This is a genomic window from Candidatus Thiodiazotropha sp. LNASS1 (assembly GCF_964212655.1).
Taxonomy (GTDB): Bacteria; Pseudomonadota; Gammaproteobacteria; order Chromatiales; family Chromatiaceae; genus Thiodiazotropha.
This window is the reverse complement of the sequence record NZ_OZ156465.1, coordinates 2,332,190-2,357,857: the sequence shown is the minus strand read 5'-3', so window position 1 is coordinate 2,357,857 and position 25,668 is coordinate 2,332,190. Positions and strand designations below refer to the sequence as shown.

Here is a 25,668-nt window from a genome sequence, read left to right as displayed (position 1 = left end):
TATGAAATGGCTGGGGCGGCAGGATTCGAACCTACGAATGCTGGGATCAAAACCCAGTGCCTTACCGCTTGGCGACGCCCCAATTAACTCAGTTCGGGTTGGAGTAACTCCAATAGCGGGGAACGGTTGATCCCGCGCGCAACAAAACCATTCAGACTCGCCGGCTTCCTTTGAAGCAGGTTGCGAGCCAACCGCTGATCAGCAAAGGCGGCGAATACACAGGCGCCGGTGCCGGTAAGCCGGGCATCTGCAAACTGGTTCAGCCAATCCAATGCTTCCGCCACTTCAGGGTGGCGTCTGCGTACCACGGGTAGACAATCGTTCCGACAATCACCCTGCAGAAAGGCGCGTATTTTGATCCGGGGTGAGTGGCGTGTCAAATCAGGTTGGTTGAATACCTCTGCGGTGGAGACGTGACATGGCGGTTGCAATACCAGATACCACTTCTCCGGGAGATCGATATCGGTCAATTCCTCACCGATACCTTCAGCCCATGCTGCATGGCCATGGATGAATATGGGCACATCCGCGCCAAGGGTCAGGGCGAGTTTTGTTAACTCCGACTGGTTGAGCGAGAGTCCCCACAACCGATTGAGGGCCATCAATGTCGTTGCTGCATCCGAACTGCCCCCGCCAAGTCCACCACCCATGGGGAGGTGTTTTTCCAATGTGATTTCAGCGCCTTGATCTGAACCGCTGGTCAATTGCAGTAGTCGGGCCGCGCGATAAATGAGGTTATCCGCCGGTGAAATACCACTTGCATCGTCATGTAGGATGATCTGGCTGTCATCACGTCTTTTGATGTGGAGCCGGTCATGAATATCGAGAAATTGGAATACGGTCTGCAGTTGATGGTAGCCATCACTGCGCCTGCCGGTGATACGCAGCATCAGGTTCAGTTTCGCAGGTGCAAGATAGACGGAGCTTTGGTCAGACCTACTGCGTACCGACATGGGATGAGTCAGTTGTTGACGCCCAGGCGCCTCATGACCGGATTGATAAACCGATTACCGGGATCGCGCTCATTGGCTGCATTCCACACCTCAATGGCGCGCTGTTGCTGACCTAAATGCCATAATACCTCTCCCAGATGGGAAGCGATTTCAGCATCGGGGCTGATTGTGGCAGCCTTGTTGAGGAACTCCAGAGCAGATTCCAGGTTGCCCATGCGAAATTCGACCCATCCCATGCTGTCGAGTATGGCGGGACTCTCAGGTTTCAATGCCAGGGCCTGCGCTATGTAATCTTTGGCCTCTTCCAGACGATCAGTCTGATCGGCAAGGGTATAGCCGAGAGCGTTCAAAGCATCGGCGTGTTTCGGCTGGGACGCGAGGATTTTACGCAGATCATTCTCCAGCAGATCGATCCGTTTCAAATCGGCCGCATTCAACCCCCGGGCATAGAGCAGGTCTGTGTTGTCCTCAAACAAATCCAGGGCTTTGGTATATATCTGATGGGCGGTCTCATAATCCCTCGCCTCGCGCATCAGCTCAGCTTCTATGATATAGAATCTTACCTCGTGTGCGCTCTGGGTGATGCGAAGCCGTTGCAGTGTTTCACGGGCCTGATTCAGGTTTCCCTGGTCAGCCAGAATTTTGGCGATTCGAATCTGTGCATCGATTACATTTTTTCCTTCCACCCGGCTATACCAGTCCAATGCCTGCCCTGGTTCCTCCTCCTCCTCGGCGATCATCCCCAGGTAGAAGCTGGCCTGGTTGCGCTTCTTCCTTTTATCGACCAGTGATTTCAGATAAGTCTTTGCTTCTTGATATCGTTCCTGCTGTAGATTGATGATACCAAGGGAAAAGGCGATGTCGCTGTCATCGGGAGCCTGTTCATAGAGAGATTGATAAATGCCGAGAGCCGCTTCTGTCTTATTCATTTCAAGCAGCAATCTGGCGTATGCTTTTCCCAATTGAATATTTTCAGGTGCATTGAGATATGCCTGCTCGATAAACGCCAGTCCCTGCTCTTTTTGCTCCATTGAGATGATGGTTTGTGTTTTGAGCACCAGACTTTGGGTGGATGCTGGATCGAGTGCGAGGGAGCGATCGATGTAGTTCAGTGCGAGATTGTTCTGTTTGGCGCGATTGGCGGTCAAGGCGAGGGCGTAAAACGCCTTCGGGTCCTGGCTCTCTTCATTGACGAGCTGCTGCATGATGAGCAGCGCCTGATCAGGCGCTGCAGACTTTTCGGCAATGGCGGCTGCCTGGAGGTATCCGGAATGCCCATGACTGTTTGCGATTTCTACCACTTTTTGCAGGTTTTGAATCGCCTTATTAAGTTCACCCTTGCGAATATAGAGGACTGATGCGATCTGGCGGGCCTTGAGAGAGTTTGGTGAGATTTCAACCCACAGTGTTGCTGCCTCCAGTGCGGCGTCCGGCATATTTGACTGTAGGCCAAGACCTGTCGCACGTTCCGCGGCACCCTCATCCCGAGACTCCTTGGCAGCCTGGAATGCGTGCTCGAAGGCAAGTTTGCCGTGTCCTCGCTGGGCGGCGATTTCACCGGTGAGGGTGTTGTAGATCAGGTCCCTGCTGAGACCATCTGTGGCATAGGTCTGCGGAGTCTGTTTTATCGCTTCATCCGTTGTGACCGGAAGACCCGATGTGCTGGTCGGATTGTTGGCGCAAGCGGAGAGCAGCAGGCTCGGTACAATCAGAAGTTGCTTAATTTGCTGGTTGATATGCATATGTTTAGTAGTAATAAAGGTAATTCGCGCTCACTGCAAGTGTTCTCTCGCGCTTCCGGCGCCTTATGCCTGTGTCGTCAAACCGTAGTTTGAAGTGCATCAAGCAGGCAGGCTGCGATTGCCACGCCGGATGCCCAGCTGCAATCCCGTAACGAGGATCTATCAATATCGATAATGGTCACGCCATATCGGGCCTATGCAATAGACAAAAAATTGTTTGGAATGTTGTATTGACTTTGCTCGGTCTAGGCGTCAGAATGCCCGGCTCTCGCTTGGAGGGGTTCCCGAGTGGCCAAAGGGATCAGACTGTAAATCTGACGGCTCCGCCTTCGGAGGTTCGAATCCTCCCCCCTCCACCAGGTGAAATCGGGAAATTGGCGGTATTGACCAGGTGACTCGAAGTGTCCCCCAGACTATTTTTCAGGGGGAGGATGCGGACCGATAAGAGGTTCGACGAAGGCGCTGAAAGCGGCTTCGAACAACGCGCAAGGCGCGTTGGTCCGGAGGGCGGAAAGCCAAAGGCTTGGAGTAATCCTCCCCCCTCCACCAGGTGAAATCGGGAAATTGGCGGTATTGACCAGGTGACTCGAAGTGTCCTCCAGACTATTTTTCAAGGGGAGGATGCGGACCGATAAGAGGTTCGACGAAGGCGCTGGAAGCGGCTTCGAACAATGCGTCAAGGCATTGACGGAGAGGGAAAAAAAGGAGGCCGTGAACAACCTCCGGCCCCTCCGGCTAAGAAAATTAGGGTTAGCGGTTGTGGTGAGCGAAGCGTCGCTTGGCTGCGCGGGTGTAGTTCAATGGTAGAACTTCAGCCTTCCAAGCTGAATACGTGGGTTCGATTCCCATCACCCGCTCCAATATGATTCTGTACTTCATTGTGCAGGTAGCGGCAGTGCTGTGGTTGCAGTGCTGCCGCTCGTTGTGATCCCGGCGGGCTTGCCCCTGAGGGTGGCAAGGGATTGTACGGAGAATTTTGCCCAGATAGCTCAGTTGGTAGAGCACACCCTTGGTAAGGGTGAGGTCGGCAGTTCAAATCTGCTTCTGGGCTCCATTTGACGACGGCGTGCGGAAGCGCGCGAATTTATCTTTATACAATAGAGAACCTGGAGAGCACTCATGTCCAAGGAAAAATTCGAACGCACAAAGCCGCATGTCAATGTGGGCACGATTGGTCATGTAGACCACGGCAAGACCACGCTGACGGCGGCCATCACCACGGTACAAGCGGCCAAGTTTGGCGGCGAGCAACGTGCCTTTGACCAGATTGACAACGCGCCGGAGGAGAAAGAGCGCGGTATCACGATTGCGACCTCGCACGTGGAGTACGAGTCGGAGACGCGACACTACGCGCACGTGGACTGTCCGGGCCACGCCGACTACGTGAAGAACATGATCACGGGTGCGGCGCAGATGGACGGCGCGATCCTGGTGGTATCGGCGGCGGACGGCCCGATGCCGCAGACCCGGGAGCACATACTGCTGTCGCGTCAGGTTGGTGTGCCGTACATTGTGGTGTACCTGAACAAGGCGGACATGGTGGACGACGAGGAGCTGCTGGAGCTGGTGGAGATGGAAGTGCGGGAGCTGCTGGACAGCTACGAATTTCCTGGCGACGACACCCCGATCATTGTGGGTTCGGCGCTGAAGGCGCTGGAAGGCGACACCACGGAGATTGGCAGCCAGTCGATCGACAAGCTGGTGGAGGCGCTGGACACCTACATTCCTGAGCCTGAGCGTGCGGTGGACGGTGCGTTTCTGATGCCGATCGAGGACGTGTTCTCGATTTCGGGACGCGGCACGGTGGTGACCGGACGAGTTGAGCGCGGTGTGATCAAGGTGGGCGAAGAGATCGAGATAGTCGGTATCAAGGAGACCACCAAGACCACCTGTACGGGTGTTGAGATGTTCCGCAAGCTGCTGGATCAGGGCGAGGCGGGAGACAACGTGGGCGTATTGCTGCGTGGCACCAAGCGAGACGAGGTGGAGCGCGGCCAGGTACTGGCGCATCCGGGCTCGATCACGCCGCACACCCATTTTGAGTGTGAGGTATATGTGCTGAGCAAGGATGAGGGTGGCCGTCATACGCCGTTTTTCAGCAACTATCGACCGCAGTTTTATTTCCGGACCACCGACGTGACGGGAGCCTGTGACCTGCCGGAAGGCGTGGAGATGGTGATGCCCGGCGACAACGTGAAGATGGTCGTGAAGTTGATCGCGCCGATCGCGATGGAAGAGGGACTTCGTTTTGCGATTCGCGAAGGCGGCCGGACCGTGGGTGCCGGTGTGGTAGCCAAGATTATCGAGTAAATTCGGTATTTGATGTCTGCGGGGTGGGTCGAAGGCCCGCCCCGCTTTTACTTTTTCAAGGCCAATAGCTCAATTGGTAGAGCAGCGGTCTCCAAAACCGCAGGTTGGGGGTTCGATTCCCTCTTGGCCTGCCATACATATCGGCATACGGAACTATGAATTCGAAGTCCCAGGTAGAGGCATCGAGTCTCGATACTGTCAAGCTCCTGCTGGCGGTGGGGATCATTGTGAGCGGCATTTACGGGTTCTATTACCTGGATAGCTATTCACAACTTTTACGCGTTTTGGGTCTGCTGGCCCTGGTAGGGGTGGCCTCATTTATCGCCTATACGACGGCAGTGGGCCGTACCGTATGGGAGTTTGCCTCCTCCTCCAAGGTCGAGGTGCGCAAGGTGGTTTGGCCAAGTCGTCAAGAGACGATGCAGACCACCCTGATTGTATTTGTCATGGTGCTGATCATGGGTATCGTACTCTGGCTGTTCGATATGATGTTGAGCGCAATCCTCAAGGCGCTGACCGGAACTGGATAAGGAGACGTTATGGCAATGCATTGGTATGTGGTCCATGCCTACTCCGGCTTTGAATCCCAGGTCCAGCGTTCACTCAAGGAGCGTATTGAACGTTATGGCATGCAGGATAAATTTGGCGACATTCTCGTCCCTACCGAAGAGGTGGTGGAGATGCGTGCTGGCCAACAGCGCAAAAGTGAGCGTAAATTTTTTCCCGGCTATGTGCTGGTACAGATGGAGATGACCGACGATACCTGGCATCTGGTCAAGGATGTACCAAAAGTTATGGGATTTATCGGCGGTACCGGTGACCGCCCGGCACCAATCTCCGAAAAGGAGGCGAATGCCATTTTGCAGCGGGTACAGGAGGGGGTCGAAAAACCCCGGCCAAAGGTACTGTTCGAACCCGGCGAAGTGGTACGTGTTATCGATGGGCCCTTCAACGATTTCACAGGCGTTGTAGAGGAGGTCGACTACGACAAGAGCCGATTGAAGGTATCCGTACTGATTTTCGGTCGCTCAACCCCGGTGGACCTGGAGTTTGGCCAGGTTGAGAAGGGCTGATTACCCTGAAAGATTTTTCATAGTGAAATAGGGGAGCCTGGGTGAGAGTCCCAGGCGTTTGCACCCAAAATAGAGGTAAACATGGCTAAGAAGATAATGGCTTACATCAAGCTTCAAGTGAAAGCTGGTGAAGCGAATCCGAGTCCGCCGGTTGGTCCCGCCCTGGGTCAGCACGGTGTGAATATCATGGAGTTCTGCAAGGCCTTCAATGCGAAGACCCAGAGCGTGGAGAAGGGGTTGCCCATACCCGTGGTGATTACCGTCTACAACGATCGCTCTTTCAGTTTCATCACCAAGACGCCGCCAGCTGCTGTTCTGCTGAAAAAGGCGGCGGGACTGCAAAAAGGCAGCTCTACCCCGAACACGACCAAGGTCGGCACGGTCACCCGCCAGCAGCTTGAGGAGATTGCCACAACCAAGATGCCGGACCTGACTGCAGCGGATATGGATGCAGCGGTTCGCACCATTGCGGGCAGCGCCATGCAGATGGGTCTCAATGTTGAGGGGGTGGAGTAGATCATGGCTAAGATGACGAAACGGGCCAAGGCGATCCGGGAAAAACTCGAGGCCGGTAAGCTCTATCCGGCAGAAGAGGCTTTCGGTCTATTGAATGAGCTATCGACGGTGAAATTCAGTGAATCCGTGGATGTCAGCGTCAACCTGGGTGTCGATGCGCGCAAATCCGATCAGGTCGTACGTGGCGCCTCGGTGCTGCCTCACGGCACTGGTAAGACAGTGAGGGTTGCCGTATTTGCACAGGGTGCAAATGCTGATGCCGCCAAAGAGGCGGGCGCCGACAAGATCGGCTTCGAAGACCTTGCCGATGAGATCAAGGGCGGAAATCTGGATTTTGATGTGGTGATTGCCTCACCGGATGCGATGCGCGTGGTCGGGAAGTTGGGACAGATCCTGGGTCCTCGTGGCCTGATGCCGAACCCCAAGGTCGGTACCGTTACACCCAATGTGGCTGAGGCGGTGCAGAATGCCAAGGCCGGACAGGTGCGTTACCGTACCGATAAGGCGGGCATTATTCACTGTTCGATCGGCAAGGCTGATTTCGAACCGCAGAAGTTGAAGGAGAACCTGGAGTCTCTGCTGACTGCGTTGGTGAAGGCAAAACCGAGCTCGGCAAAGGGCGTCTATCTGAAAAAAGTGACAGTCTCCACAACCATGGGGCCTGGATTGACGCTGGATCAGGCATCTCTTGCCGTTTGATAGAAATTTTACGCTGCCAGGCATCTTGCACAGAGTACCTTGCAGCAATCTGGAACTTTGGGGTACCGGCCTGGCCGGTGCTGTCAAAGACCGCAGGTGCATGAATCGGCATGCTTAATTACCGCCTGCGCAGACGGGGCGCCCCCAATCAGGAATATCCTGATGATGGTGTGCGTGTGGTTGTGGTGCCGAAGGTGCCATGTATGTATATGGGAATGAGATTTTCCCCATTATCAGGAGGTAACGACTTTGCCACTTAATCTTGAGCAAAAGAAAGCCATCGTTGCCGAAGTCAATGACGTAGCGAACAGCGCATTGTCAGCTATAGCCGCTGAATATCGGGGGCTGACGGTTGATGAGATGACCCTACTGCGACGTGAAGCGCGCAATAGCGGTGTCTATATGCGGGTGGTGAGAAACACTCTCGCCAAGCGCGCTCTCGAGGACACCGATTTTGCCTGTATGCAGGAAGGTATGACGGGGCCTCTGCTCCTCGCCTTCTCCCAGGAGGATCCGGGTTCTGCAGCACGCGTCATTAAGGACTTTGCCAAAGAGCACAAACTTCTCGAGGTCAAACTGGTATCCATCGGCGGCAAGATGCTTGCACCCGGTGATATCGATGCACTGGCCAAGATGCCGACCTATGATCAGGCTATCAGCATGCTGATGGCTGTCATGAAGGCGCCGGTGGAGAAGCTGACTCGTACGCTGAACGAAGTGCCTGGCAAGCTGGTCCGGACTGTGGCTGCGATCAAGGACGCCAAAGAGGCGGCCTGATCGGCTTTAACTTATTACACATCAACGTGCAAAACATTTTTTCAGGAGTTCAATAATGGCTGTTTCTAAAGAAGAGATCCTCGATGCGATCGCCGAGATGTCCGTCATGGACGTGGTTGCTTTGATCGAGGCAATGGAAGAGAAATTTGGCGTATCCGCGGCTGCGGCTGTGGCTGCTGCGCCGGTAGCGGCAGCAGGCGGCGGTGAAGCCGCTGCAGAAGAGAAGACCGAGTTCGACGTGGTATTGGCTGAGATCGGCGGCAACAAGATTGCCGTCATCAAGGCTGTTCGCGGTATGACCGGTCTGGGCCTTAAAGAGGCGAAGGAGGCGGTTGAAGGCGCACCGTCCACGCTGAAGGAAGGTATCAGCAAGGAAGAGGCTGAAGAGGCCAAAAAGCAGTTGGAAGAGGCGGGCGCCAAAGTCGAGATCAAATAAGATTCTCGTCTCGATCGTCTGCAGGCAGGTGCGGTTGGGGCTGGTGGCGTAAGCCGCCGGCCTTTTCCCGCTTGTCACAAGGGTGTTTACCAATCCCTATGAAATGGTATTGATTGCCCCTTGTAGAACTGAACCGATTACGATTCAGGTATTTAGATTATATAGGCGTTGATCATCAGCCGGCTGGATGTCGGATTTTGACTTCGCAATCACCAAGCCTTTGACACTGAGGGACGGCAGCATGGCCTATTCTTTCACCGAAAAAAAGCGTATCCGCAAAGACTTCGGTAAACGACCCAGCATCCTGGATGTACCGTTTCTTTTAGCCACCCAGATCGATTCCTATCGCGGGTTCTTACAGGATGGGGTTCCGCCCGAGGAGCGACAGGACATCGGATTGCATGCGGCGTTCAAGTCGGTAATGCCGATTACCAGCTATTCGGGTAACGCAGTGCTCGAATATGTTAACTACAAGCTTGGTGAACCCGTATTCGATGTCCGGGAGTGCCAACTGCGAGGAACCACCTATGCGGCACCCCTGCGTGTGCTGGTGCGTCTGGTTATCTACGATAAAGAGGCGCCTGCAGGCTCCAAGGTTGTCAAGGATATCCGTGAGCAGGAAGTCTATATGGGAGAACTTCCCCTGATGACCGACACCGGTACCTTTGTCATCAATGGCACTGAGCGGGTCATCGTGTCACAGTTGCACCGCTCTCCCGGTGTCTTCTTCGACCACGATCGCGGAAAGACCCACTCCTCCGGCAAACTGCTCTTTTCTGCCCGGGTTATTCCCTATCGCGGATCCTGGCTCGATTTCGAATTCGATCCAAAGGACAATGTTTTCGTGCGTATCGATCGCCGGCGCAAACTGCCCGCGACTATTCTGTTGCGCGCGCTGGGTTACGATGCGGAACAGATCCTCGAGATGTTCTTCGAGACCGACACCTTCAGCCTCACCAAAAAGACCCTGAAAGTGGATCTGGTACCGGAGCGTTTGCGTGGCGAGACCGTCAGCTTCGATATCAAGGTAAGCAGCAAGGTCATAGTCGAGGCCGGTAGGCGTATTACCGCACGTCACATACGCGACCTTGAAAAGGCCGGTGTGAAAAAGCTGGATGTGCCGCGTGATTTCGTTTACGGCAAGGTGTTGGCGCACAACGTCGTCGATAAGGGGACGGGTGAGCTGATTGCTGAAGCCAATACCGAGATCACAGATGAGCTGTTTGAGAGTCTGGTCGAGAATGGGGTGAAGAAGCTGAACACGCTGTTCACCAATGACCTTGATCACGGGGCCTTCATTTCCGATACCCTGCGCATCGATCCGACCACCAATGAGCTGGAAGCCCAGGTTGAAATCTATCGCATGATGCGTCCCGGTGAGCCGCCGACCAAAGAGGCCGCGCAGAACCTGTTCAACAACCTCTTTTTTACTTCGGACCGTTACGATCTGTCAGCTGTTGGCCGAATGAAATTCAACCGCCGTCTGAGCCGAGAGGATGAAGTCGGGGAAGGCGTGTTGTCGAAAGAGGACATCATCGACGTCCTGAAAGAGCTGATCAATATACGTGACGGCAATGGAGTGGTGGACGATATCGATCACCTGGGTAACCGTCGCATACGCTGTGTCGGCGAGATGGCCGAGAATCAGTTCCGTGTCGGGCTGGTACGCGTCGAACGGGCGGTGAAAGAGCGTTTGACTCAGGCTGAGTCCGAAGGCCTGATGCCCCAGGAGATGATCAACGCCAAACCGGTCTCGGCCGCGATTAAGGAGTTTTTCGGCTCCAGCCAGCTGTCCCAGTTCATGGATCAGAACAACCCCCTGTCCGAGGTGACCCACAAGCGGCGTGTTTCTGCCCTCGGTCCCGGTGGTCTGGCGCGGGAACGGGCCGGTTTTGAGGTGCGCGATGTGCATCCCACGCATTACGGTCGTGTTTGCCCCATCGAAACGCCTGAAGGACCCAACATCGGTTTGATCAACTCGTTAGCGGTCTATGCGCGCACCAATAAATACGGATTCCTGGAGACTCCCTACCGCAAGGTGGTGGACAGCAGGGTGACCGATCAGATCGACTACCTCTCCGCAATCGAGGAGGGACGCTTCGTCATCGCGCAGGCCAATGCCTCGATCGATGCCAAGGGCATATTGACGGATGAGCTGGTCTCCTCCCGTTTCCAGAATGAGTTCACCCTTTCCAGCCCGGACAAGGTGCAATATATCGACGTCTCTCCCAAGCAGATTGTCTCTGTTGCGGCTTCGTTGATACCTTTCCTGGAGCATGATGACGCCAACCGGGCGCTGATGGGTTCGAACATGCAGCGCCAGGCTGTGCCAGTTCTTCGCGCTGAAAAGCCCCTGGTAGGTACCGGCATCGAACGTGTGGTGGCGGTCGACTCCGGTGTTACCGTGGTTGCCAAACGCGGCGGTGAAATCGAATCGGTTGATGCGGCGCGCATCGTGGTGCGGGTCAACGACGATGAGACCGAGGCGGGAGAGCCGGGTGTCGATATCTACAACCTGACCAAATACACCCGCTCAAATCAGAATACCTGCATCAACCAACGGCCTTTGGTGAATGTTGGTGATGTGATTGCCCGGGGTGATGTATTGGCCGATGGTCCGTCCACCGATATGGGTGAATTGGCGCTGGGTCAAAATTTACGGGTCGCCTTCATGCCTTGGAATGGCTACAACTTCGAGGATTCGATCCTGATCTCGGAGCGTGTCGTACAGGAGGATCGTTTTACCTCGATCCATATTGAAGAGATGACCTGTATGGCCCGTGATACCAAACTCGGTCCTGAAGAGATCACCGGCGATATCCCGAATGTGGGTGAAGCGGCACTCTCGAAACTGGATGAATCAGGTATTGTCTATATCGGCGCAGAGGTGCGTGAAGGGGATATCCTGGTCGGTAAGGTGACGCCCAAAGGTGAATCGCAACTGACGCCGGAAGAGAAGCTGTTACGGGCAATCTTCGGCGAGAAGGCGTCTGATGTAAAAGATACCTCGCTGCGTGTCTCTTCCGGAATGGTCGGAACCGTCATCGATGTCCAGGTCTTTACCCGTGACGGTGTCGAGAAGGACGCCCGGGCGCTGCAGATAGAACAGGTGGAGCTGGATCGCGTGCGCAAGGATCTCGATGATCAGTTGCGCATCATGGAGGATGATACCTTTCAGCGTGTCGAAAAGATGCTGATGAGTAAAGTGGTCGACGGTGGTCCCAACCAGATCAAGGCCGGCGCCAAGGTCACCAAGGCCTATCTTACCGAGATGGAGCGTGACAAATGGTTGGAGATCCGTCTGCGCAATGAGGAGTCTGCCGCTCAACTGGAGGCCATTGCCGAGCAGATCAAGGCCCAGCGCGAACTCTTCCGTGACAAATACGAAGAGAAGAAACGCAAACTGACCGCCGGGGATGATCTTGCCCCCGGAGTACTGAAAATGGTCAAGGTCTATGTGGCGGTAAAGCGTCGTATACAACCGGGCGACAAGATGGCCGGACGTCATGGTAACAAGGGTGTTATCTCTACCATTGTACCTGTCGAAGACATGCCGTTCGATGAGAATGGCGAGCCGGTGGATATCGTGCTCAACCCCCTTGGCGTACCCTCTCGAATGAATGTGGGGCAGGTGCTCGAGACCCATCTCGGTTTTGCAGCCAAGGGTGTAGGGCGTCAGATAGGCGCTCTGTTGGATGCCCAGGGCAAGATCGTGGAACTGCGTAAGTTTCTCGAGAAGGTCTATAACACCAGTGGCAAATCCGAGGATATCAAGTCATTGAACGATGATGAAGTGGTGGCAATGTGTCAAAACCTCAGACAAGGTGTGCCGATGGCAACGCCGGTGTTCGATGGCGCCCACGAATCAGAAGTCAAGCATATGCTGGAACTGGCAGGATTGCCGGAGAGCGGTCAATGCAAGCTTTTCGACGGCCGAACCGGAGACCCGTTTGAACGCGAGGTAACGGTTGGCTATATGTACATGTTGAAGCTGAATCACCTGGTCGACGATAAGATGCATGCACGCTCCACCGGTCCCTACAGCCTGGTAACCCAGCAGCCCTTGGGCGGTAAGGCACAGTTTGGAGGCCAGCGATTCGGTGAGATGGAGGTGTGGGCACTGGAGGCCTATGGTGCTGCCTATACCTTGCAGGAGATGCTCACCGTCAAGTCGGACGACGTCAACGGCCGTACCCGTATGTACAAGAACATTGTGGATGGTAACCATCAGATGGAAGCCGGGATGCCCGAGTCGTTCAACGTACTGGTCAAAGAGATCCGTTCGCTGGGCATCAACATAGAACTGGAACAGGACTGAGGACTGACGCTGGTCAGTAACCGAATGCAGGAGAGACGATCTTGAAAGATCTACTGAATATTCTAAAGCAGCAGGGTCAGACCGAAGACTTCGATGCTATCCGTATCGGTCTGGCATCACCGGATATGATCCGTTCCTGGTCCTATGGCGAAGTTAAAAAGCCGGAGACCATCAACTATCGTACCTTCAAGCCGGAACGGGATGGTCTGTTCTGTGCCAAGATCTTTGGTCCGGTCAGTGACTATGAGTGCCTGTGCGGCAAGTACAAGCGGCTCAAGCACCGAGGCGTGGTGTGCGAAAAGTGTGGCGTAGAAGTCACTCTGGCCAAGGTGCGGCGCGAGCGCATGGGACATATTGAGCTTGCCAGTCCGGTGGCCCATATCTGGTTCCTCAAATCATTGCCGTCGCGTATCGGTTTATTGATGGATATGACCCTGCGGGATATCGAGCGGGTACTCTATTTCGAGTCTTTTGTGGTCGTCGATCCGGGCATGACCCCACTTGAGCGTGGTCAGTTGTTGACTGACGAACAGTATTTGGATGCCATCGAGGAGAACGGAGACGAATTCGATGCCCGTATGGGGGCGGAGGCGGTCTATGAGTTGTTGAAGACCATTGATATCCCGGAAGAGATCAAGCGTCTGCGGGAGGATATCGAAGGCACCAACTCGGAGACCAAGATCAAGAAATTCACCAAGCGGTTGAAACTGCTTGAATCCCTGAACGAATCGGGCAACCGGCCGGAGTGGATGGTGATGACCGTTCTCCCGGTGTTGCCGCCGGAATTGCGACCGCTGGTTCCCCTGGATGGCGGTCGATTCGCTACCTCAGACCTGAATGACCTCTATCGTCGTGTCATCAATCGGAACAACCGGCTGAAAAGGCTGCTGGATCTGAATGCACCGGACATCATCGTGCGCAACGAAAAGCGCATGCTGCAGGAGTCGGTGGATGCGCTGCTCGATAACGGACGCCGTGGACGCGCCATTACCGGTACCAATCGGCGCCCGCTGAAATCTTTGGCGGATATGATCAAAGGCAAGCAGGGGCGTTTCCGTCAAAATCTGCTTGGCAAGCGTGTCGACTATTCCGGGCGTTCGGTCATCGTGGTGGGTCCGACCCTGAAGCTGCATCAGTGCGGCCTACCGAAGCGGATGGCGCTGGAACTGTTCAAGCCCTTTATCTTCAGTAAGCTGCAACTGCGTGGCCTGGCCACGACAATCAAGGCAGCGAAGAAACTGGTGGAGCGTGGCACGGGCGATGTCTGGGATATCCTGGAAGAGGTGATCCGCGAGCACCCGGTGATGCTGAACCGTGCACCGACCCTGCACCGACTCGGTATCCAGGCCTTCGAACCTGTGCTGATCGAAGGTAAGGCGATCCAGCTCCACCCATTGGTCTGTACTGCATTCAATGCCGACTTTGACGGTGATCAGATGGCGGTCCATGTGCCGCTCTCGCTGGAGGCCCAGCTCGAGGCGCGCAGCCTGATGATGTCGACCAACAATATTCTGTCTCCCGCCAATGGCGATCCCATCATCGTTCCTTCTCAGGATGTGGTGTTGGGTCTCTACTTCATGACCCGTGAACGGGTCAATGCCAAAGGCGAGGGGTCAGTCTTCAGTGACATCAAAGAGGCCAAGCGTGCCTATGAGTCAGGCGCTGTCGATCTGCAGGCAAGGGTTAAAGTACGCCTGAACGAGGTAATCGTCGATGAAGATGGAAACAGGGACGAGAGCGTCCAGGTATTCTCCACTACCATCGGTCGGACCCTGGTATTCGATATCGTTCCCAAAGGTCTACCCTTTGCACTGGTCGACCAGCCGATGGGTAAAAAGGTGATCTCAAACCTGATCAACGCCTGTTATCGCAGGTTGGGTTTGAAGGATACTGTCATCTTTGCCGATCAACTGATGTATATGGGATTCCGCTTCGCCACCCGCGCCGCGGTCTCTTTCTGTTCCAATGACATGGTGGTGCCAGAGGAGAAGAGTCAGATCCTAAGCCAGGCCGAGGCCGAGGTGAAAGAGATCGAGAATCAGTACACCTCCGGTTTGGTCACCAACGGCGAACGCTATAACAAGGTGGTCGATATCTGGTCCCACACCAATGACCAGGTGGCAAAGGCGATGATGTCCAAGCTGGGCAAGGAGAAGGTGGTCGATCGCAACGGTAACGATGTGGAGCAGGACTCCTTTAACTCCGTCTACATGATGGCCGATTCCGGAGCCCGTGGCTCTGCCGCCCAGATTCGTCAGTTGGCGGGTATGCGTGGTCTGATGGCGAAACCTGATGGCTCCATCATAGAAACCCCGATTACGGCGAACTTCCGTGAGGGTCTCGATGTTTTGCAGTACTTCATCTCTACCCATGGTGCCCGAAAAGGTCTGGCTGATACGGCGTTGAAAACCGCCAATTCGGGTTATCTGACACGGCGTCTGGTGGATGTAGCCCAGGACATGGTGGTGCTTGAAGAGAATTGCGGTACCGAAGAGGGCTTGCTGATGCAGCCTATCATCGAGGGTGGCGATGTCGTCGAGCCATTGCGCGAGCGGATTCTCGGCCGTGTCACCGCCGTGCCCGTGTATCGTCCAAACAGTGATGAAGTGGTCTGCGATGCCGGGGTGATGTTGGATGAAGAGGGTGTGGAAAGACTCGAGATGGCAGGTGTCGACCAGGTCATAGTGCGTTCCGCCATCACCTGTGATGCAAAAGTGGGTGTCTGTTCCAAGTGCTATGGCCGTGATCTGGCGCGCGGACATCTGGTGAATCGAGGTGAGTCGGTGGGTGTCATCGCGGCGCAGTCGATTGGTGAACCGGGTACTCAGCTGACCATGCGGACCTTCCATATCGGTGGTGCCGCTTCGCGTGCAGCTTCCGTGAACAATATTCAGGTAAAGGCTGCAGGTACAGTAAGGTTGCATAATATCAAGACAGTCAAGCACTCGAGCGGACATCTGGTAGCGACCTCTCGTTCCGGCGAATTGACGGTAGTCGATGAGGTGGGCCGCGAGAGAGAGCGCTATAAGGTTCCCTACGGTGCGACTCTGCAGATCGACGACGGTACTGCAGTGGATGGTGGTCAAATCGTTGCCAACTGGGATCCCCATACCCACCCGGTTATTACCGAAGTGGCGGGCGTGTTGCGGTTTGAGGATTTTGTCGATGGCGTGACTGTGCAGAAGAAGACCGATGAGGTGACGGGTTTGAGTTCCCTTGAGGTCATCGATCCCAAGCAGCGTCCTGCGGCGGGTAAAGACATACGGCCGATGGTCAAACTGGTGGATGCCAAGGGTAAGGACCTCAATATTGCCGGTACCGACATTCCGGCACACTATTATCTGCCCGCCAACGCGGTGGTGAATGTGCAGGACGGGGCTGATGTAGGGGTTGGTGACGTACTCGCCCGCATACCTCAAGAGTCATCCAAGACTCGTGATATCACAGGTGGTCTGCCTCGTGTCGCCGACCTGTTCGAAGCGCGTAAACCCAAGGATCCAGCGATTCTGGCGGAAGCTACGGGTACCGTCAGTTTTGGCAAGGATACGAAAGGTAAGCAGCGACTCGTCATCACCGACTCGGAAGGTGAGCATCACGAAGAGCTGATTCCGAAGTGGCGGCATGTGAATGTGTTCGAAGGTGAGCATGTTGAGAAAGGGGAGACCATCTCGGATGGCGAGCTCAACCCCCATGACATCCTGCGCCTGAAAGGTGTGACAGATCTTGCCGAGTATCTGGTAAAAGAGATTCAGGACGTCTACCGGTTGCAGGGTGTGAAGATAAACGACAAGCATATCGAGGTCATCATTCGCCAGATGCTGCGCAAGGTCGAAGTCACGGCAACCGGTGACGGCCGCTTCCTCAAAGGAGAGCAGGTGGAGAAGTCCGCATTGCTGGAAGAGGCGGAAAAACTGCGTGGTGAGGAGAAACATCCCGCACTGTATGAGCCCTTGTTGCTCGGTATCACCAAGGCGTCTCTGGCTACTGAGTCTTTTATCTCTGCGGCATCCTTCCAGGAAACGACCCGGGTTCTGACGGAGGCGGCGGTACGCGGCCTGTCGGATCGTCTGAATGGATTGAAAGAGAACGTCATCGTGGGACGCCTGATACCCTCCGGTACGGGGCTCTCCTACCACACCGAGCGTCACCGTAGGCGTCATGAGGAGCTGATGGCGTCTGAGGCGAAACCCGAACTGGTTGTGGAAGAGGTGGAACAGGCGTTCAAGGAAGCGCTCAATACACCCGAATCGGAGTAGCTGTTCGACAGGGATTTCATGACAGTCCCTTGACAACAGGGTGGAGCGGGCATAGAATGCGCGCTCCTTAGACAGGCCGGCCTTTGCCGGCCTCTCGTTTCTGCCTCTCAATTATTCGTCTAAGACGTTGTTGAGTAAGGCTTATTCTGACCAGAGAAATTGCTTTCACTTTCTGTTGTCTCGGTATCAGCAGAAAGGATTCGGCTTCTCCGGTTTTTTTTATGCAAAGTACAAACATCACGTCCCTGGAGACGGAATAGATGGCGACAATCAACCAACTGGTGCGCAAGCCCAGGAAACGTAAAGTACAAAAGAGTAATGTGCCGGCGCTGGATGCCTGTCCGCAGCGACGTGGCGTCTGCACCCGTGTCTATACCACCACACCGAAAAAACCCAACTCCGCGTTGCGTAAGGTTGCTCGTGTCAGGCTGACCAACGGTTATGAAGTTTCGAGTTATATCGGTGGTGAGGGACACAATCTGCAGGAGCACTCGGTGGTACTGATTCGTGGCGGTCGTGTAAAGGACTTGCCAGGTGTTCGCTATCATGTGGTGCGCGGCAGCCTCGATACTTCGGGTGTCGAGAAGCGGCGTCAAGGTCGATCCAAGTACGGCGCGAAGCGTCCGAAAAGTTAACGGTCTGCTGGTCAGACAGAATTCAACGAGTTTGAGATAGAGCAATGCCAAGAAGACGAGTTGCAGCGCGGCGTGAAACACTGCCCGATCCCAAGTATGGAAGCGAACTATTGGCCAAATTCATCAACATGGTGATGCAGGACGGTAAAAAATCGGTAGCGGAAAAGATCCTCTACGGCGCATTGGACACAGTGGTCGACAAGCGCGGTGGTGAGCCGCTTGATCTGCTGGAGACGGCGCTTGAGAACGTGCGTCCGCTGGTGGAAGTCAAGTCACGCCGTGTCGGTGGCGCAACCTATCAGGTTCCGGTCGAGGTTCGTCCCAATCGTCGCAACTCGCTGGCGATGCGCTGGTTGATCGAGGCATCACGTAAGCGCAGCGAGAAATCGATGGCATATCGCCTGGCGGGTGAGCTGCTGGATGCTTCGGAGAATAAGGGTGCGGCGGTCAAAAAGAAAGATGACACCCATCGAATGGCCGAGGCGAACAAGGCATTTTCACACTATCGCTGGTAAGCGAAACTTAATTAACTCTAACTTAGCTCTTTAAAAAACAGGTTTGTAACGTGGCACGGAAAACTCCTATCGAGCGCTATCGCAATATCGGTATCATGGCGCACATCGATGCTGGCAAGACGACAACGACAGAGCGTGTGCTCTACTATACTGGTGTGTCTCACAAGATTGGTGAGGTGCACGATGGTGCGGCCACCATGGATTGGATGGAGCAGGAGCAGGAGCGTGGTATCACCATCACTTCCGCGGCCACAACCTGTTTCTGGAGCGGTATGGCTCAACAATTCCCCGAGCACCGTTTCAATATCATCGATACTCCCGGGCATGTCGACTTCACCATCGAAGTGGAACGTTCTCTGCGTGTACTTGACGGCGCGGTATTTGTGCTTTGCGCCGTAGGCGGCGTCGAACCTCAATCTGAAACTGTTTGGCGTCAGGCCAATAAGTACAATGTTCCCCGTATGGCATTCGTCAACAAGATGGACCGTATGGGCGCGGATTTCTTTCGTGTTGTCGGTCATCTGAAAGACCGTCTGGGCGCAAATGCGGTCCCGATTCAAGTGCCTGTTGGGGCTGAAGAGGGCTTCAAGGGCGTTATCGACCTCATTAAGATGAAATCAATCGTCTGGAGCGAGGAGAATATGGGTGCTCAGTTTGAGTACACTGATATCCCCGCCGATCTGCAGGATACATGTGATGAGTGGCGTGAGCACATGGTTGAGGCAGCTGCGGAGGGAACCGATGAATTGATGGAAAAATATCTGGAAGAAGGTGATCTTTCAGAAGAAGAGATTCTAGCCGGTCTGCGTGAGCGTACCCTGCGACTCGAGATTGTGCCGGTAACTTGCGGCTCGGCCTTTAAGAACAAAGGCGTTCAGGCCGTACTCGATAAAATCATTGAGGTCATGCCGTCTCCTGTGGACGTGCCGGCGATAACCGGTCTGCTGGATGATGCTGAGGGGACTGAAGAGTCTCGGCCCTCTGATGACAATGCGCCGTTCGCCGCTCTGGCGTTCAAGGTCGCGACAGATCCATTCGTCGGTACTTTGACTTTCTTCAGGGTCTATTCAGGTGTGCTCAAGTCGGGTGACTCTGTGTTCAATCCGGTAAAAGGCAAAAAAGAGCGTATTGGCCGTATCCTGCAGATGCACTCCAACTCCCGGGAGGAGATCAAAGAGGTGCTGGCAGGCGATATTGCCGCGGCAGTCGGTCTGAAGGACGTCACGACCGGTGATACCCTGTGTGCCATTGACAAGCCGATCACCCTGGAGCGTATGGAGTTCCCCGAGCCGGTCATCTCGGTTGCGGTGGAGCCCAGGACCAAGGGCGACCAGGAGAAGATGGGTATCGCACTCTCCAAGCTGGCACAGGAGGATCCATCCTTCCGGGTCAGCTCCGACGAGGAATCGGGTCAGACCATCATCTCCGGTATGGGCGAGTTGCATCTCGATATCATCGTCGATCGCATGAAGCGTGAATTCAAGGTGGAGGCCAATGTGGGCGCACCTCAGGTGGCCTACCGCGAGACCATTCGCAGCTCCATCGAGCAGGAAGGCAAGTTCGTACGTCAGTCCGGTGGTCGCGGCCAGTTCGGTCATGTCTACCTGCGCATCGAGCCCCAGGAGGCGGGTTCCGGCTATGAATTCGCGAATGAGATCGTGGGTGGAGCGGTTCCCCGCGAATATATCCCTGCGGTCGACAAGGGTGTGCAGGAGGCCATGGGCAACGGCATCAAAGCCGGTTATCCTGTAGTGGACGTGAAAGTCACCCTCTATGATGGTTCCTACCACGATGTCGACTCCAGTGAAATGGCCTTCAAGATCGCCGGCTCCATGTGTTTCAAGGAGGGTGCCGCCAAGGCGAAGCCTGTCCTGCTCGAACCGATGATGAAGGTGGAAGTCATCACACCGGAAGAGTATATGGGCGATGTGATGGGCGATCTCAACAGTCGTCGCGGGATCGTGCAGGGTATGGATGACACGCCTGCAGGCAGGCAGATCAAGGCCGAAGTGCCACTGTCCGAGATGTTCGGCTACGCCACCGATCTGCGCTCGGCCACACAGGGTCGTGCGAACTACAGCATGGAGTTCGCCAAATATTCAGAGGTGCCGGCAAATATCGCCGACGCCATCATCAAGAAACAGTAACGGGTATAGGGGTAGCACTGTGTCCAAGGAAAAATTCGAACGCACAAAGCCGCATGTCAATGTGGGCACGATTGGTCATGTAGACCACGGCAAGACCACGCTGACGGCGGCCATCACCACGGTACAAGCGGCCAAGTTTGGCGGCGAGCAACGTGCCTTTGACCAGATTGACAACGCGCCGGAGGAGAAAGAGCGCGGTATCACGATTGCGACCTCGCACGTGGAGTACGAGTCGGAGACGCGACACTACGCGCACGTGGACTGTCCGGGCCACGCCGACTACGTGAAGAACATGATCACGGGTGCGGCGCAGATGGACGGCGCGATCCTGGTGGTATCGGCGGCGGACGGCCCGATGCCGCAGACCCGGGAGCACATACTGCTGTCGCGTCAGGTTGGTGTGCCGTACATTGTGGTGTACCTGAACAAGGCGGACATGGTGGACGACGAGGAGCTGCTGGAGCTGGTGGAGATGGAAGTGCGGGAGCTGCTGGACAGCTACGAATTTCCTGGCGACGACACCCCGATCATTGTGGGTTCGGCGCTGAAGGCGCTGGAAGGCGACACCACGGAGATTGGCAGCCAGTCGATCGACAAGCTGGTGGAGGCGCTGGACACCTACATTCCTGAGCCTGAGCGTGCGGTGGACGGTGCGTTTCTGATGCCGATCGAGGACGTGTTCTCGATTTCGGGACGCGGCACGGTGGTGACCGGACGAGTTGAGCGCGGTGTGATCAAGGTGGGCGAAGAGATCGAGATAGTCGGTATCAAGGAGACCACCAAGACCACCTGTACGGGTGTTGAGATGTTTCGCAAGCTGCTGGATCAGGGCGAGGCGGGAGACAACGTGGGCGTGTTGCTGCGTGGCACCAAGCGAGACGAGGTGGAGCGCGGCCAGGTACTGGCGCATCCGGGCTCGATCACGCCGCACACCCATTTTGAGTGTGAGGTATATGTGCTGAGCAAGGATGAGGGTGGCCGTCATACGCCGTTTTTCAGCAACTATCGACCGCAGTTTTATTTCCGGACCACCGACGTGACGGGAGCCTGTGACCTGCCGGAAGGCGTGGAGATGGTGATGCCCGGCGACAACGTGAAGATGGTCGTGAAGCTGATCGCGCCGATCGCGATGGAAGAGGGACTTCGTTTTGCGATTCGCGAAGGCGGCCGGACCGTGGGTGCCGGTGTGGTATCCAAAATTATCGAGTAAGTGATAATGGCTAACCAGAGAATACGAATTCGTCTGAAAGCATTTGATCATCGACTGATTGATCAATCTGCACGTGAGATAGTGGAGACCGCTAAGCGTACCGGCGCACATGTGCGTGGTCCTATTCCACTGCCGACAAAGAATGAGCGATATACCATTTTGATTTCACCGCATGTCAACAAAGATGCACGTGATCAATATGAGATTCGCACCCACAAACGTCTGCTCGATATCGTCGAGCCGACCGATAAGACCGTGGATGCGCTGATGAAGCTCGATTTGGCTGCCGGCGTCGACGTGCAGATCAAACTGAACTGAGGTTAACAACGATGGCGATTGGAGTAGTCGGCCGGAAGGCAGGAATGACCAGGATATTTACCGAGCAGGGAGAATCCATCCCGGTTACGGTGATCGAGGTTGAACCCAACCGTGTCACGCAAATGAAAAGTGACGAGAATGATGGTTACTTGGCTATTCAGGTCACCACCGGTGATCGTAAGAGCTCGCGTGTGAACAAGCCCGCTTCAGGCCATTTTGCGAAAGCAGGCATCGAGGCCGGACGTGGTGTATGGGAGTTCCGTGCTGAGGAATCCGACATCGACGGCATTGAAGTAGGCAGTGAAATCAAGGCTGACCAGTTCGAGGCTGGGCAGATAGTCGATGTACGTGGACGATCCCAGGGTAAAGGGTATCAAGGTGGTGTTAAGCGCCATAACTTCCGCATGCAGGATGCCACTCACGGCAACTCGTTGTCACATCGTGCACCCGGATCGATCGGACAGTGTCAGACGCCGGGGCGTGTATTCAAAGGCAAGAAGATGGCCGGACAGATGGGTGCAGTACAGCGCTGCCAGCAGAATCTGGAAGTCGTGCGCGTCGATGCGGAGCGTAACCTGTTGTTGGTGAAGGGCTCTGTGCCAGGCTCAAAAGGTGGTGATCTGATTATCACCCCCGCTGTGAAGATGATTAATAAAGGGTGAGTCTGATGGAACTCAATGTACAAACAGCAGTAGGTGCACAAACGCTGAAGGTCTCTGACGAGGTCTTCGGTGCAGAGTTTAAGCAATCACTGGTGCATCAGGTGGTATCGGCCTACATGGCAGGTGCCCGTGCCGGCACCAAGGCACAGAAAAACCGCTCTGCAGTTGCCGGTGGCGGCGCCAAGCCTTTCCGTCAAAAGGGTACAGGTCGTGCGCGTGCCGGTACCAATCGCAGCCCGATCTGGCGCAGTGGCGGCGTGAACTTCGCGGCTTCCCCGCGCAGTTACGCCCAGAAGATTAACCGCAAGATGTACCGCGGCGCGATTCGCTCGATACTCTCTGAGCTCAATCGGCAGGATAGACTGGTCGTGGTGGATGAAATCAGCGTTTCCAAACCCAAAACCAAGGAGCTGGTTGAGAAGCTGAAGGGTATGGAGCTGAGCGATGTATTGGTTGTGACTCCCGATCCGGATGAGAACCTCTATCTGGCATCCAGGAACCTCTATGGTGTTGATGTGCGTGATATCGATGAGATCGATCCGGTAAGTCTGGTGGCTTATGAGAAGGTGTTGGTTACCGAAAGCGCAGTGAAGAAACTCGAGGAGACACTGGCATGAATAACGAGCGTCTCATGAAGGTTCTTCTGAGTCCCGTGGTATCTGAGAAGAGCAGCGTGGTTGCCGATGCCAACCAGCAATACACATTTCGCGTGGCTACCGATGCGACCAAGCGGGAGATCGCACAGGCGGTCGAAAAGCTGTTCGAGGTCGAAGTCGAGCGGGTACAGGTTGTAAATTGCAAGGGCAAAACCAAACGCTTTGGTCAAGTCAACGGTAAACGTTCTGACTGGAAAAAGGCATATGTTCGTCTCAAGCCTGGTAACGATATCGATTTCGCGGCCGGTGCATGAGCAAATAAGATAGGATTTGGATTATGGCAGTCGTTAAATCAAAACCGACCTCCGCAGGCCGCAGATTTGTGGTCAAGGTCGTCAACGATGAGCTCCATAAGGGTGCGCCCTATGGTCCATTGGTGGCAAAAAAGAGTAAAACCGGCGGGCGTAACAATAACGGTCGTATAACTACGCGTCATCGTGGCGGTGGACATAAACAGCGCTACCGCATCATCGATTTCAAGCGTAACAAGGAAGGTATTCCGGCAACAGTTGAACGCCTTGAATATGATCCGAATCGGACCGCGCATATTGCACTGATCCGTTATGCAGACGGTGAACGCGCCTACATCATTGCGCCCAGCAACCTGCATGTGGGTGACCAGGTCGAATCAGGGTCGGGTGTGGCGATCAAGGTGGGTAACTGCCTGCCGTTGAGGAACATGCCGATGGGTTCCGTGGTGCATTGTATCGAGATGAAACCAGGCAAGGGTGCCCAGCTTGCACGTTCCGCCGGTGCATCGGTGCAATTGGTGGCACGGGAAGGCGAGTATGCCACCCTGCGTCTCCGCTCTGGTGAAATGCGCAAGGTCCCCGCTGATTGCCGAGCAGTTATCGGTGAGGTTTCAAACTCCGAGCACACGCTACGCTCATTAGGCAAGGCGGGAGCCACACGTTGGAAGGGTATACGCCCGACTGTGCGTGGTGTTGTCATGAACCCTGTTGATCATCCGCATGGTGGTGGTGAAGGTCGTACCTCGGGCGGCCGTCATCCGGTATCGCCATGGGGTGTGCCAACCAAGGGGTATAAAACCCGTACCAACAAACGCACAAACAAGATGATTGTGCGCCGTAGAAACCGTAAATAATTGATTAGGGGTTAGAGTCGTGCCACGTTCAATCAGAAAAGGCCCATTCATTGACCACCATTTGATGAAGAAGGTGGATGAGGCGGTAGCCCAGAACAACAAACGTCCCATCAAGACCTGGTCACGCAGATCTCTCGTGGCGCCGGAGATGGTGGGACTGACGATCGCTGTATACAACGGCAAGCAGCATGTCCCGGTGTTGGTATCGGAGAACATGGTCGGACACAAGCTGGGTGAGTTTGCACTGACCCGCACTTATCGTGGCCACGCCGCTGATAAGAAGTCCTAGTAGAGGAAGTGACGATGCAGACTACAGCAAAATTGCGTCATGCCCGGATTTCGGCTCAGAAAGGGCGACTGATCGCCGATCAGATTCGCGGCCTTCCGGTTGAGCAGGCCCTTGATATTCTGTCGTTCAGTAAGAAGAAGGGTGCCGGGCTGGTAAAAAAGGTGCTTGAATCGGCGATCGCCAATGCAGAGCACAATGATGGTGCGGACATCGATGAATTGAAGGTGGCAGCCGTCAGTGTCGATGAAGGGCCGACCATGAAGCGTATTCGCGCACGTGCCAAAGGACGTGCAACCAGGATTCTCAAACGCACTAGTCACATCAATGTGACTGTGGCGGAAAAGTAACAGGCAAGAGAGGCCGAAATGGGTCAAAAAGTACATCCAACCGGGATACGTCTTGGCATTGTAAAAGACTGGACTTCCAAGTGGTACGCGGATTCCAAGCACTACGCGGATCTGTTGAACAATGATCTCGTAGTCAGAGATTTTTTGAAAAAGAAGCTGTCACAGGCGTCAGTCAGTCGAATACAGATCGATCGTCCGGCGAATAATGCCCACATTACCGTCCACACGGCACGGCCCGGACTGGTAATTGGCAAAAAGGGCGAGGACATCGATGCCTTGAGATCCGAAGTGTCCGGCATGATGGGGATTCCCGTACACATGAGTATCGAGGAGATCCGCAAGCCGGAACTTGACGCTCAGTTGGTCGGCGAGAGTATTGCGCAGCAGCTGGAAAGACGTGTCATGTTCAGGCGTGCTATGAAGCGGGCTGTACAGAATGCCATGCGTCTCGGTGCAGAGGGTATCAAGGTCCATATCAGTGGACGGCTCAACGGTGCTGAAATTGCACGTTCCGAATGGTATCGGGAGGGGCGTGTACCATTGCATACGCTGCGTGCGGATATCGATTACGGTTTTGCTGAAGCGAATACAACCTACGGTATCATCGGTGTCAAGGTATGGGTCTTCAAAGGTGAAGTCTACGGTGATAATGAGGAAGTTGAAGTAGAAACCAAGACTACCTCGTCGGGTAAGAGGTCGTAAGC

Annotated in this window: 23 protein-coding genes, 5 tRNA genes and 1 other RNA gene; 26 read left to right on the top strand and 3 right to left on the bottom strand. The window is 54.9% G+C overall.

The features are described 5' to 3' along the window. Window positions 1–7: 7 nt before the first annotated feature. From AB8516_RS10435 to AB8516_RS10425, 3 genes are all read right to left on the bottom strand, one after another. A tRNA-Gln gene (locus AB8516_RS10435) sits at window positions 8–82 on the bottom strand. A 1-nt stretch (window position 83) separates the two neighbouring features. After that, complete coding sequence (gene ispE / locus AB8516_RS10430; protein ID WP_108289311.1) at window positions 84–953, bottom strand: 4-(cytidine 5'-diphospho)-2-C-methyl-D-erythritol kinase; 870 nt, start codon at window positions 951–953, stop codon at window positions 84–86. 8 nt (window positions 954–961) lie between these two features. Next, window positions 962–2,695 (bottom strand): tetratricopeptide repeat protein, encoded by a 1,734-nt coding sequence (locus AB8516_RS10425; protein ID WP_369160401.1) that lies wholly within the window; start codon window positions 2,693–2,695, stop codon window positions 962–964. A 274-nt stretch (window positions 2,696–2,969) separates the two neighbouring features. Between AB8516_RS10425 and AB8516_RS10420 the strand changes: the two genes are divergently transcribed. The 26 genes from AB8516_RS10420 (at window position 2,970) to rpsC (ending at window position 25,666) form a co-directional block, all read left to right on the top strand. Beyond that, window positions 2,970–3,054, top strand: a tRNA-Tyr gene (locus AB8516_RS10420). A 51-nt stretch (window positions 3,055–3,105) separates the two neighbouring features. After that, window positions 3,106–3,244: non-coding RNA, RtT sRNA (locus tag AB8516_RS10415), on the top strand. Between the two features lie 237 nt (window positions 3,245–3,481). Further along, window positions 3,482–3,555 (top strand) — tRNA-Gly (locus AB8516_RS10410). A gap of 118 nt (window positions 3,556–3,673) precedes the next feature. Continuing rightward, a tRNA-Thr gene (locus AB8516_RS10405) sits at window positions 3,674–3,749 on the top strand. Window positions 3,750–3,814: 65 nt separating this feature from the next. Continuing rightward, on the top strand, window positions 3,815–5,005 hold the full coding sequence (tuf, locus tag AB8516_RS10400; protein WP_369160399.1) for an elongation factor Tu: 1,191 nt from the start codon (window positions 3,815–3,817) through the stop codon (window positions 5,003–5,005). 58 nt (window positions 5,006–5,063) lie between these two features. Next, window positions 5,064–5,139: transfer RNA gene (locus AB8516_RS10395), tRNA-Trp, on the top strand. A 21-nt stretch (window positions 5,140–5,160) separates the two neighbouring features. Further along, window positions 5,161–5,535 carry a preprotein translocase subunit SecE gene (secE, locus tag AB8516_RS10390; RefSeq protein ID WP_069122408.1) on the top strand — a complete coding sequence of 125 codons (375 nt, stop codon included), beginning with the start codon at window positions 5,161–5,163 and terminating at the stop codon, window positions 5,533–5,535. 9 nt (window positions 5,536–5,544) lie between these two features. Next, window positions 5,545–6,078 (top strand): transcription termination/antitermination protein NusG, encoded by a 534-nt coding sequence (nusG, locus tag AB8516_RS10385; protein WP_069122414.1) that lies wholly within the window; start codon window positions 5,545–5,547, stop codon window positions 6,076–6,078. An 81-nt stretch (window positions 6,079–6,159) separates the two neighbouring features. Further along, window positions 6,160–6,594 carry a 50S ribosomal protein L11 gene (rplK, locus tag AB8516_RS10380; RefSeq protein WP_069122416.1) on the top strand — a complete coding sequence of 145 codons (435 nt, stop codon included), beginning with the start codon at window positions 6,160–6,162 and terminating at the stop codon, window positions 6,592–6,594. A 3-nt stretch (window positions 6,595–6,597) separates the two neighbouring features. Beyond that, the gene (gene rplA / locus AB8516_RS10375) at window positions 6,598–7,293 is read left to right on the top strand and encodes a 50S ribosomal protein L1 (protein WP_369160395.1); all 696 of its coding nucleotides are present in this window, start codon (window positions 6,598–6,600) and stop codon (window positions 7,291–7,293) included. 249 nt (window positions 7,294–7,542) lie between these two features. Next, the gene (gene rplJ / locus AB8516_RS10370; protein ID WP_369160393.1) at window positions 7,543–8,070 is read left to right on the top strand and encodes a 50S ribosomal protein L10; all 528 of its coding nucleotides are present in this window, start codon (window positions 7,543–7,545) and stop codon (window positions 8,068–8,070) included. Between the two features lie 55 nt (window positions 8,071–8,125). After that, window positions 8,126–8,506: a 50S ribosomal protein L7/L12 gene (gene rplL, locus AB8516_RS10365; protein ID WP_069122428.1), complete on the top strand. Its 381-nt coding sequence runs from the start codon at window positions 8,126–8,128 to the stop codon at window positions 8,504–8,506. A gap of 241 nt (window positions 8,507–8,747) precedes the next feature. Continuing rightward, window positions 8,748–12,824 (top strand): DNA-directed RNA polymerase subunit beta, encoded by a 4,077-nt coding sequence (rpoB, locus tag AB8516_RS10360; RefSeq protein WP_369163257.1) that lies wholly within the window; start codon window positions 8,748–8,750, stop codon window positions 12,822–12,824. Window positions 12,825–12,865: 41 nt separating this feature from the next. Next, the gene (gene rpoC / locus AB8516_RS10355; RefSeq protein WP_369160390.1) at window positions 12,866–17,080 is read left to right on the top strand and encodes a DNA-directed RNA polymerase subunit beta'; all 4,215 of its coding nucleotides are present in this window, start codon (window positions 12,866–12,868) and stop codon (window positions 17,078–17,080) included. A 260-nt stretch (window positions 17,081–17,340) separates the two neighbouring features. Continuing rightward, window positions 17,341–17,715 carry a 30S ribosomal protein S12 gene (gene rpsL / locus AB8516_RS10350; RefSeq protein ID WP_069122434.1) on the top strand — a complete coding sequence of 125 codons (375 nt, stop codon included), beginning with the start codon at window positions 17,341–17,343 and terminating at the stop codon, window positions 17,713–17,715. A gap of 44 nt (window positions 17,716–17,759) precedes the next feature. After that, window positions 17,760–18,230 carry a 30S ribosomal protein S7 gene (gene rpsG, locus AB8516_RS10345; protein WP_069122437.1) on the top strand — a complete coding sequence of 157 codons (471 nt, stop codon included), beginning with the start codon at window positions 17,760–17,762 and terminating at the stop codon, window positions 18,228–18,230. A gap of 50 nt (window positions 18,231–18,280) precedes the next feature. Then, window positions 18,281–20,377, top strand: coding sequence for an elongation factor G (fusA, locus tag AB8516_RS10340; RefSeq protein WP_369160387.1), 2,097 nt, complete (start codon window positions 18,281–18,283; stop codon window positions 20,375–20,377). Between the two features lie 19 nt (window positions 20,378–20,396). Continuing rightward, entirely contained in the window at window positions 20,397–21,587 is a 1,191-nt protein-coding gene (tuf, locus tag AB8516_RS10335) for an elongation factor Tu (RefSeq protein ID WP_369160385.1), read from the top strand. Between the two features lie 6 nt (window positions 21,588–21,593). Beyond that, the gene (gene rpsJ / locus AB8516_RS10330) at window positions 21,594–21,905 is read left to right on the top strand and encodes a 30S ribosomal protein S10 (RefSeq protein ID WP_069122444.1); all 312 of its coding nucleotides are present in this window, start codon (window positions 21,594–21,596) and stop codon (window positions 21,903–21,905) included. A gap of 11 nt (window positions 21,906–21,916) precedes the next feature. Further along, window positions 21,917–22,567, top strand: a complete 651-nt coding sequence (gene rplC / locus AB8516_RS10325) for a 50S ribosomal protein L3 (RefSeq protein WP_108289034.1) — start codon at window positions 21,917–21,919, stop codon at window positions 22,565–22,567. A gap of 5 nt (window positions 22,568–22,572) precedes the next feature. Next, complete coding sequence (gene rplD, locus AB8516_RS10320) at window positions 22,573–23,184, top strand: 50S ribosomal protein L4 (protein WP_369160382.1); 612 nt, start codon at window positions 22,573–22,575, stop codon at window positions 23,182–23,184. Next, the gene (gene rplW, locus AB8516_RS10315) at window positions 23,181–23,477 is read left to right on the top strand and encodes a 50S ribosomal protein L23 (protein ID WP_108289036.1); all 297 of its coding nucleotides are present in this window, start codon (window positions 23,181–23,183) and stop codon (window positions 23,475–23,477) included. Before rplD ends, rplW begins: the two co-directional genes overlap by 4 nt. A gap of 23 nt (window positions 23,478–23,500) precedes the next feature. Beyond that, on the top strand, window positions 23,501–24,328 hold the full coding sequence (gene rplB / locus AB8516_RS10310; RefSeq protein ID WP_108289037.1) for a 50S ribosomal protein L2: 828 nt from the start codon (window positions 23,501–23,503) through the stop codon (window positions 24,326–24,328). A 19-nt stretch (window positions 24,329–24,347) separates the two neighbouring features. Next, on the top strand, window positions 24,348–24,617 hold the full coding sequence (gene rpsS, locus AB8516_RS10305) for a 30S ribosomal protein S19 (RefSeq protein ID WP_108289038.1): 270 nt from the start codon (window positions 24,348–24,350) through the stop codon (window positions 24,615–24,617). Between the two features lie 8 nt (window positions 24,618–24,625). Continuing rightward, complete coding sequence (rplV, locus tag AB8516_RS10300; protein ID WP_305782090.1) at window positions 24,626–24,964, top strand: 50S ribosomal protein L22; 339 nt, start codon at window positions 24,626–24,628, stop codon at window positions 24,962–24,964. Window positions 24,965–24,982: 18 nt separating this feature from the next. Next, window positions 24,983–25,666, top strand: coding sequence for a 30S ribosomal protein S3 (gene rpsC / locus AB8516_RS10295; protein ID WP_069122463.1), 684 nt, complete (start codon window positions 24,983–24,985; stop codon window positions 25,664–25,666). Window positions 25,667–25,668 lie beyond the last annotated feature (2 nt).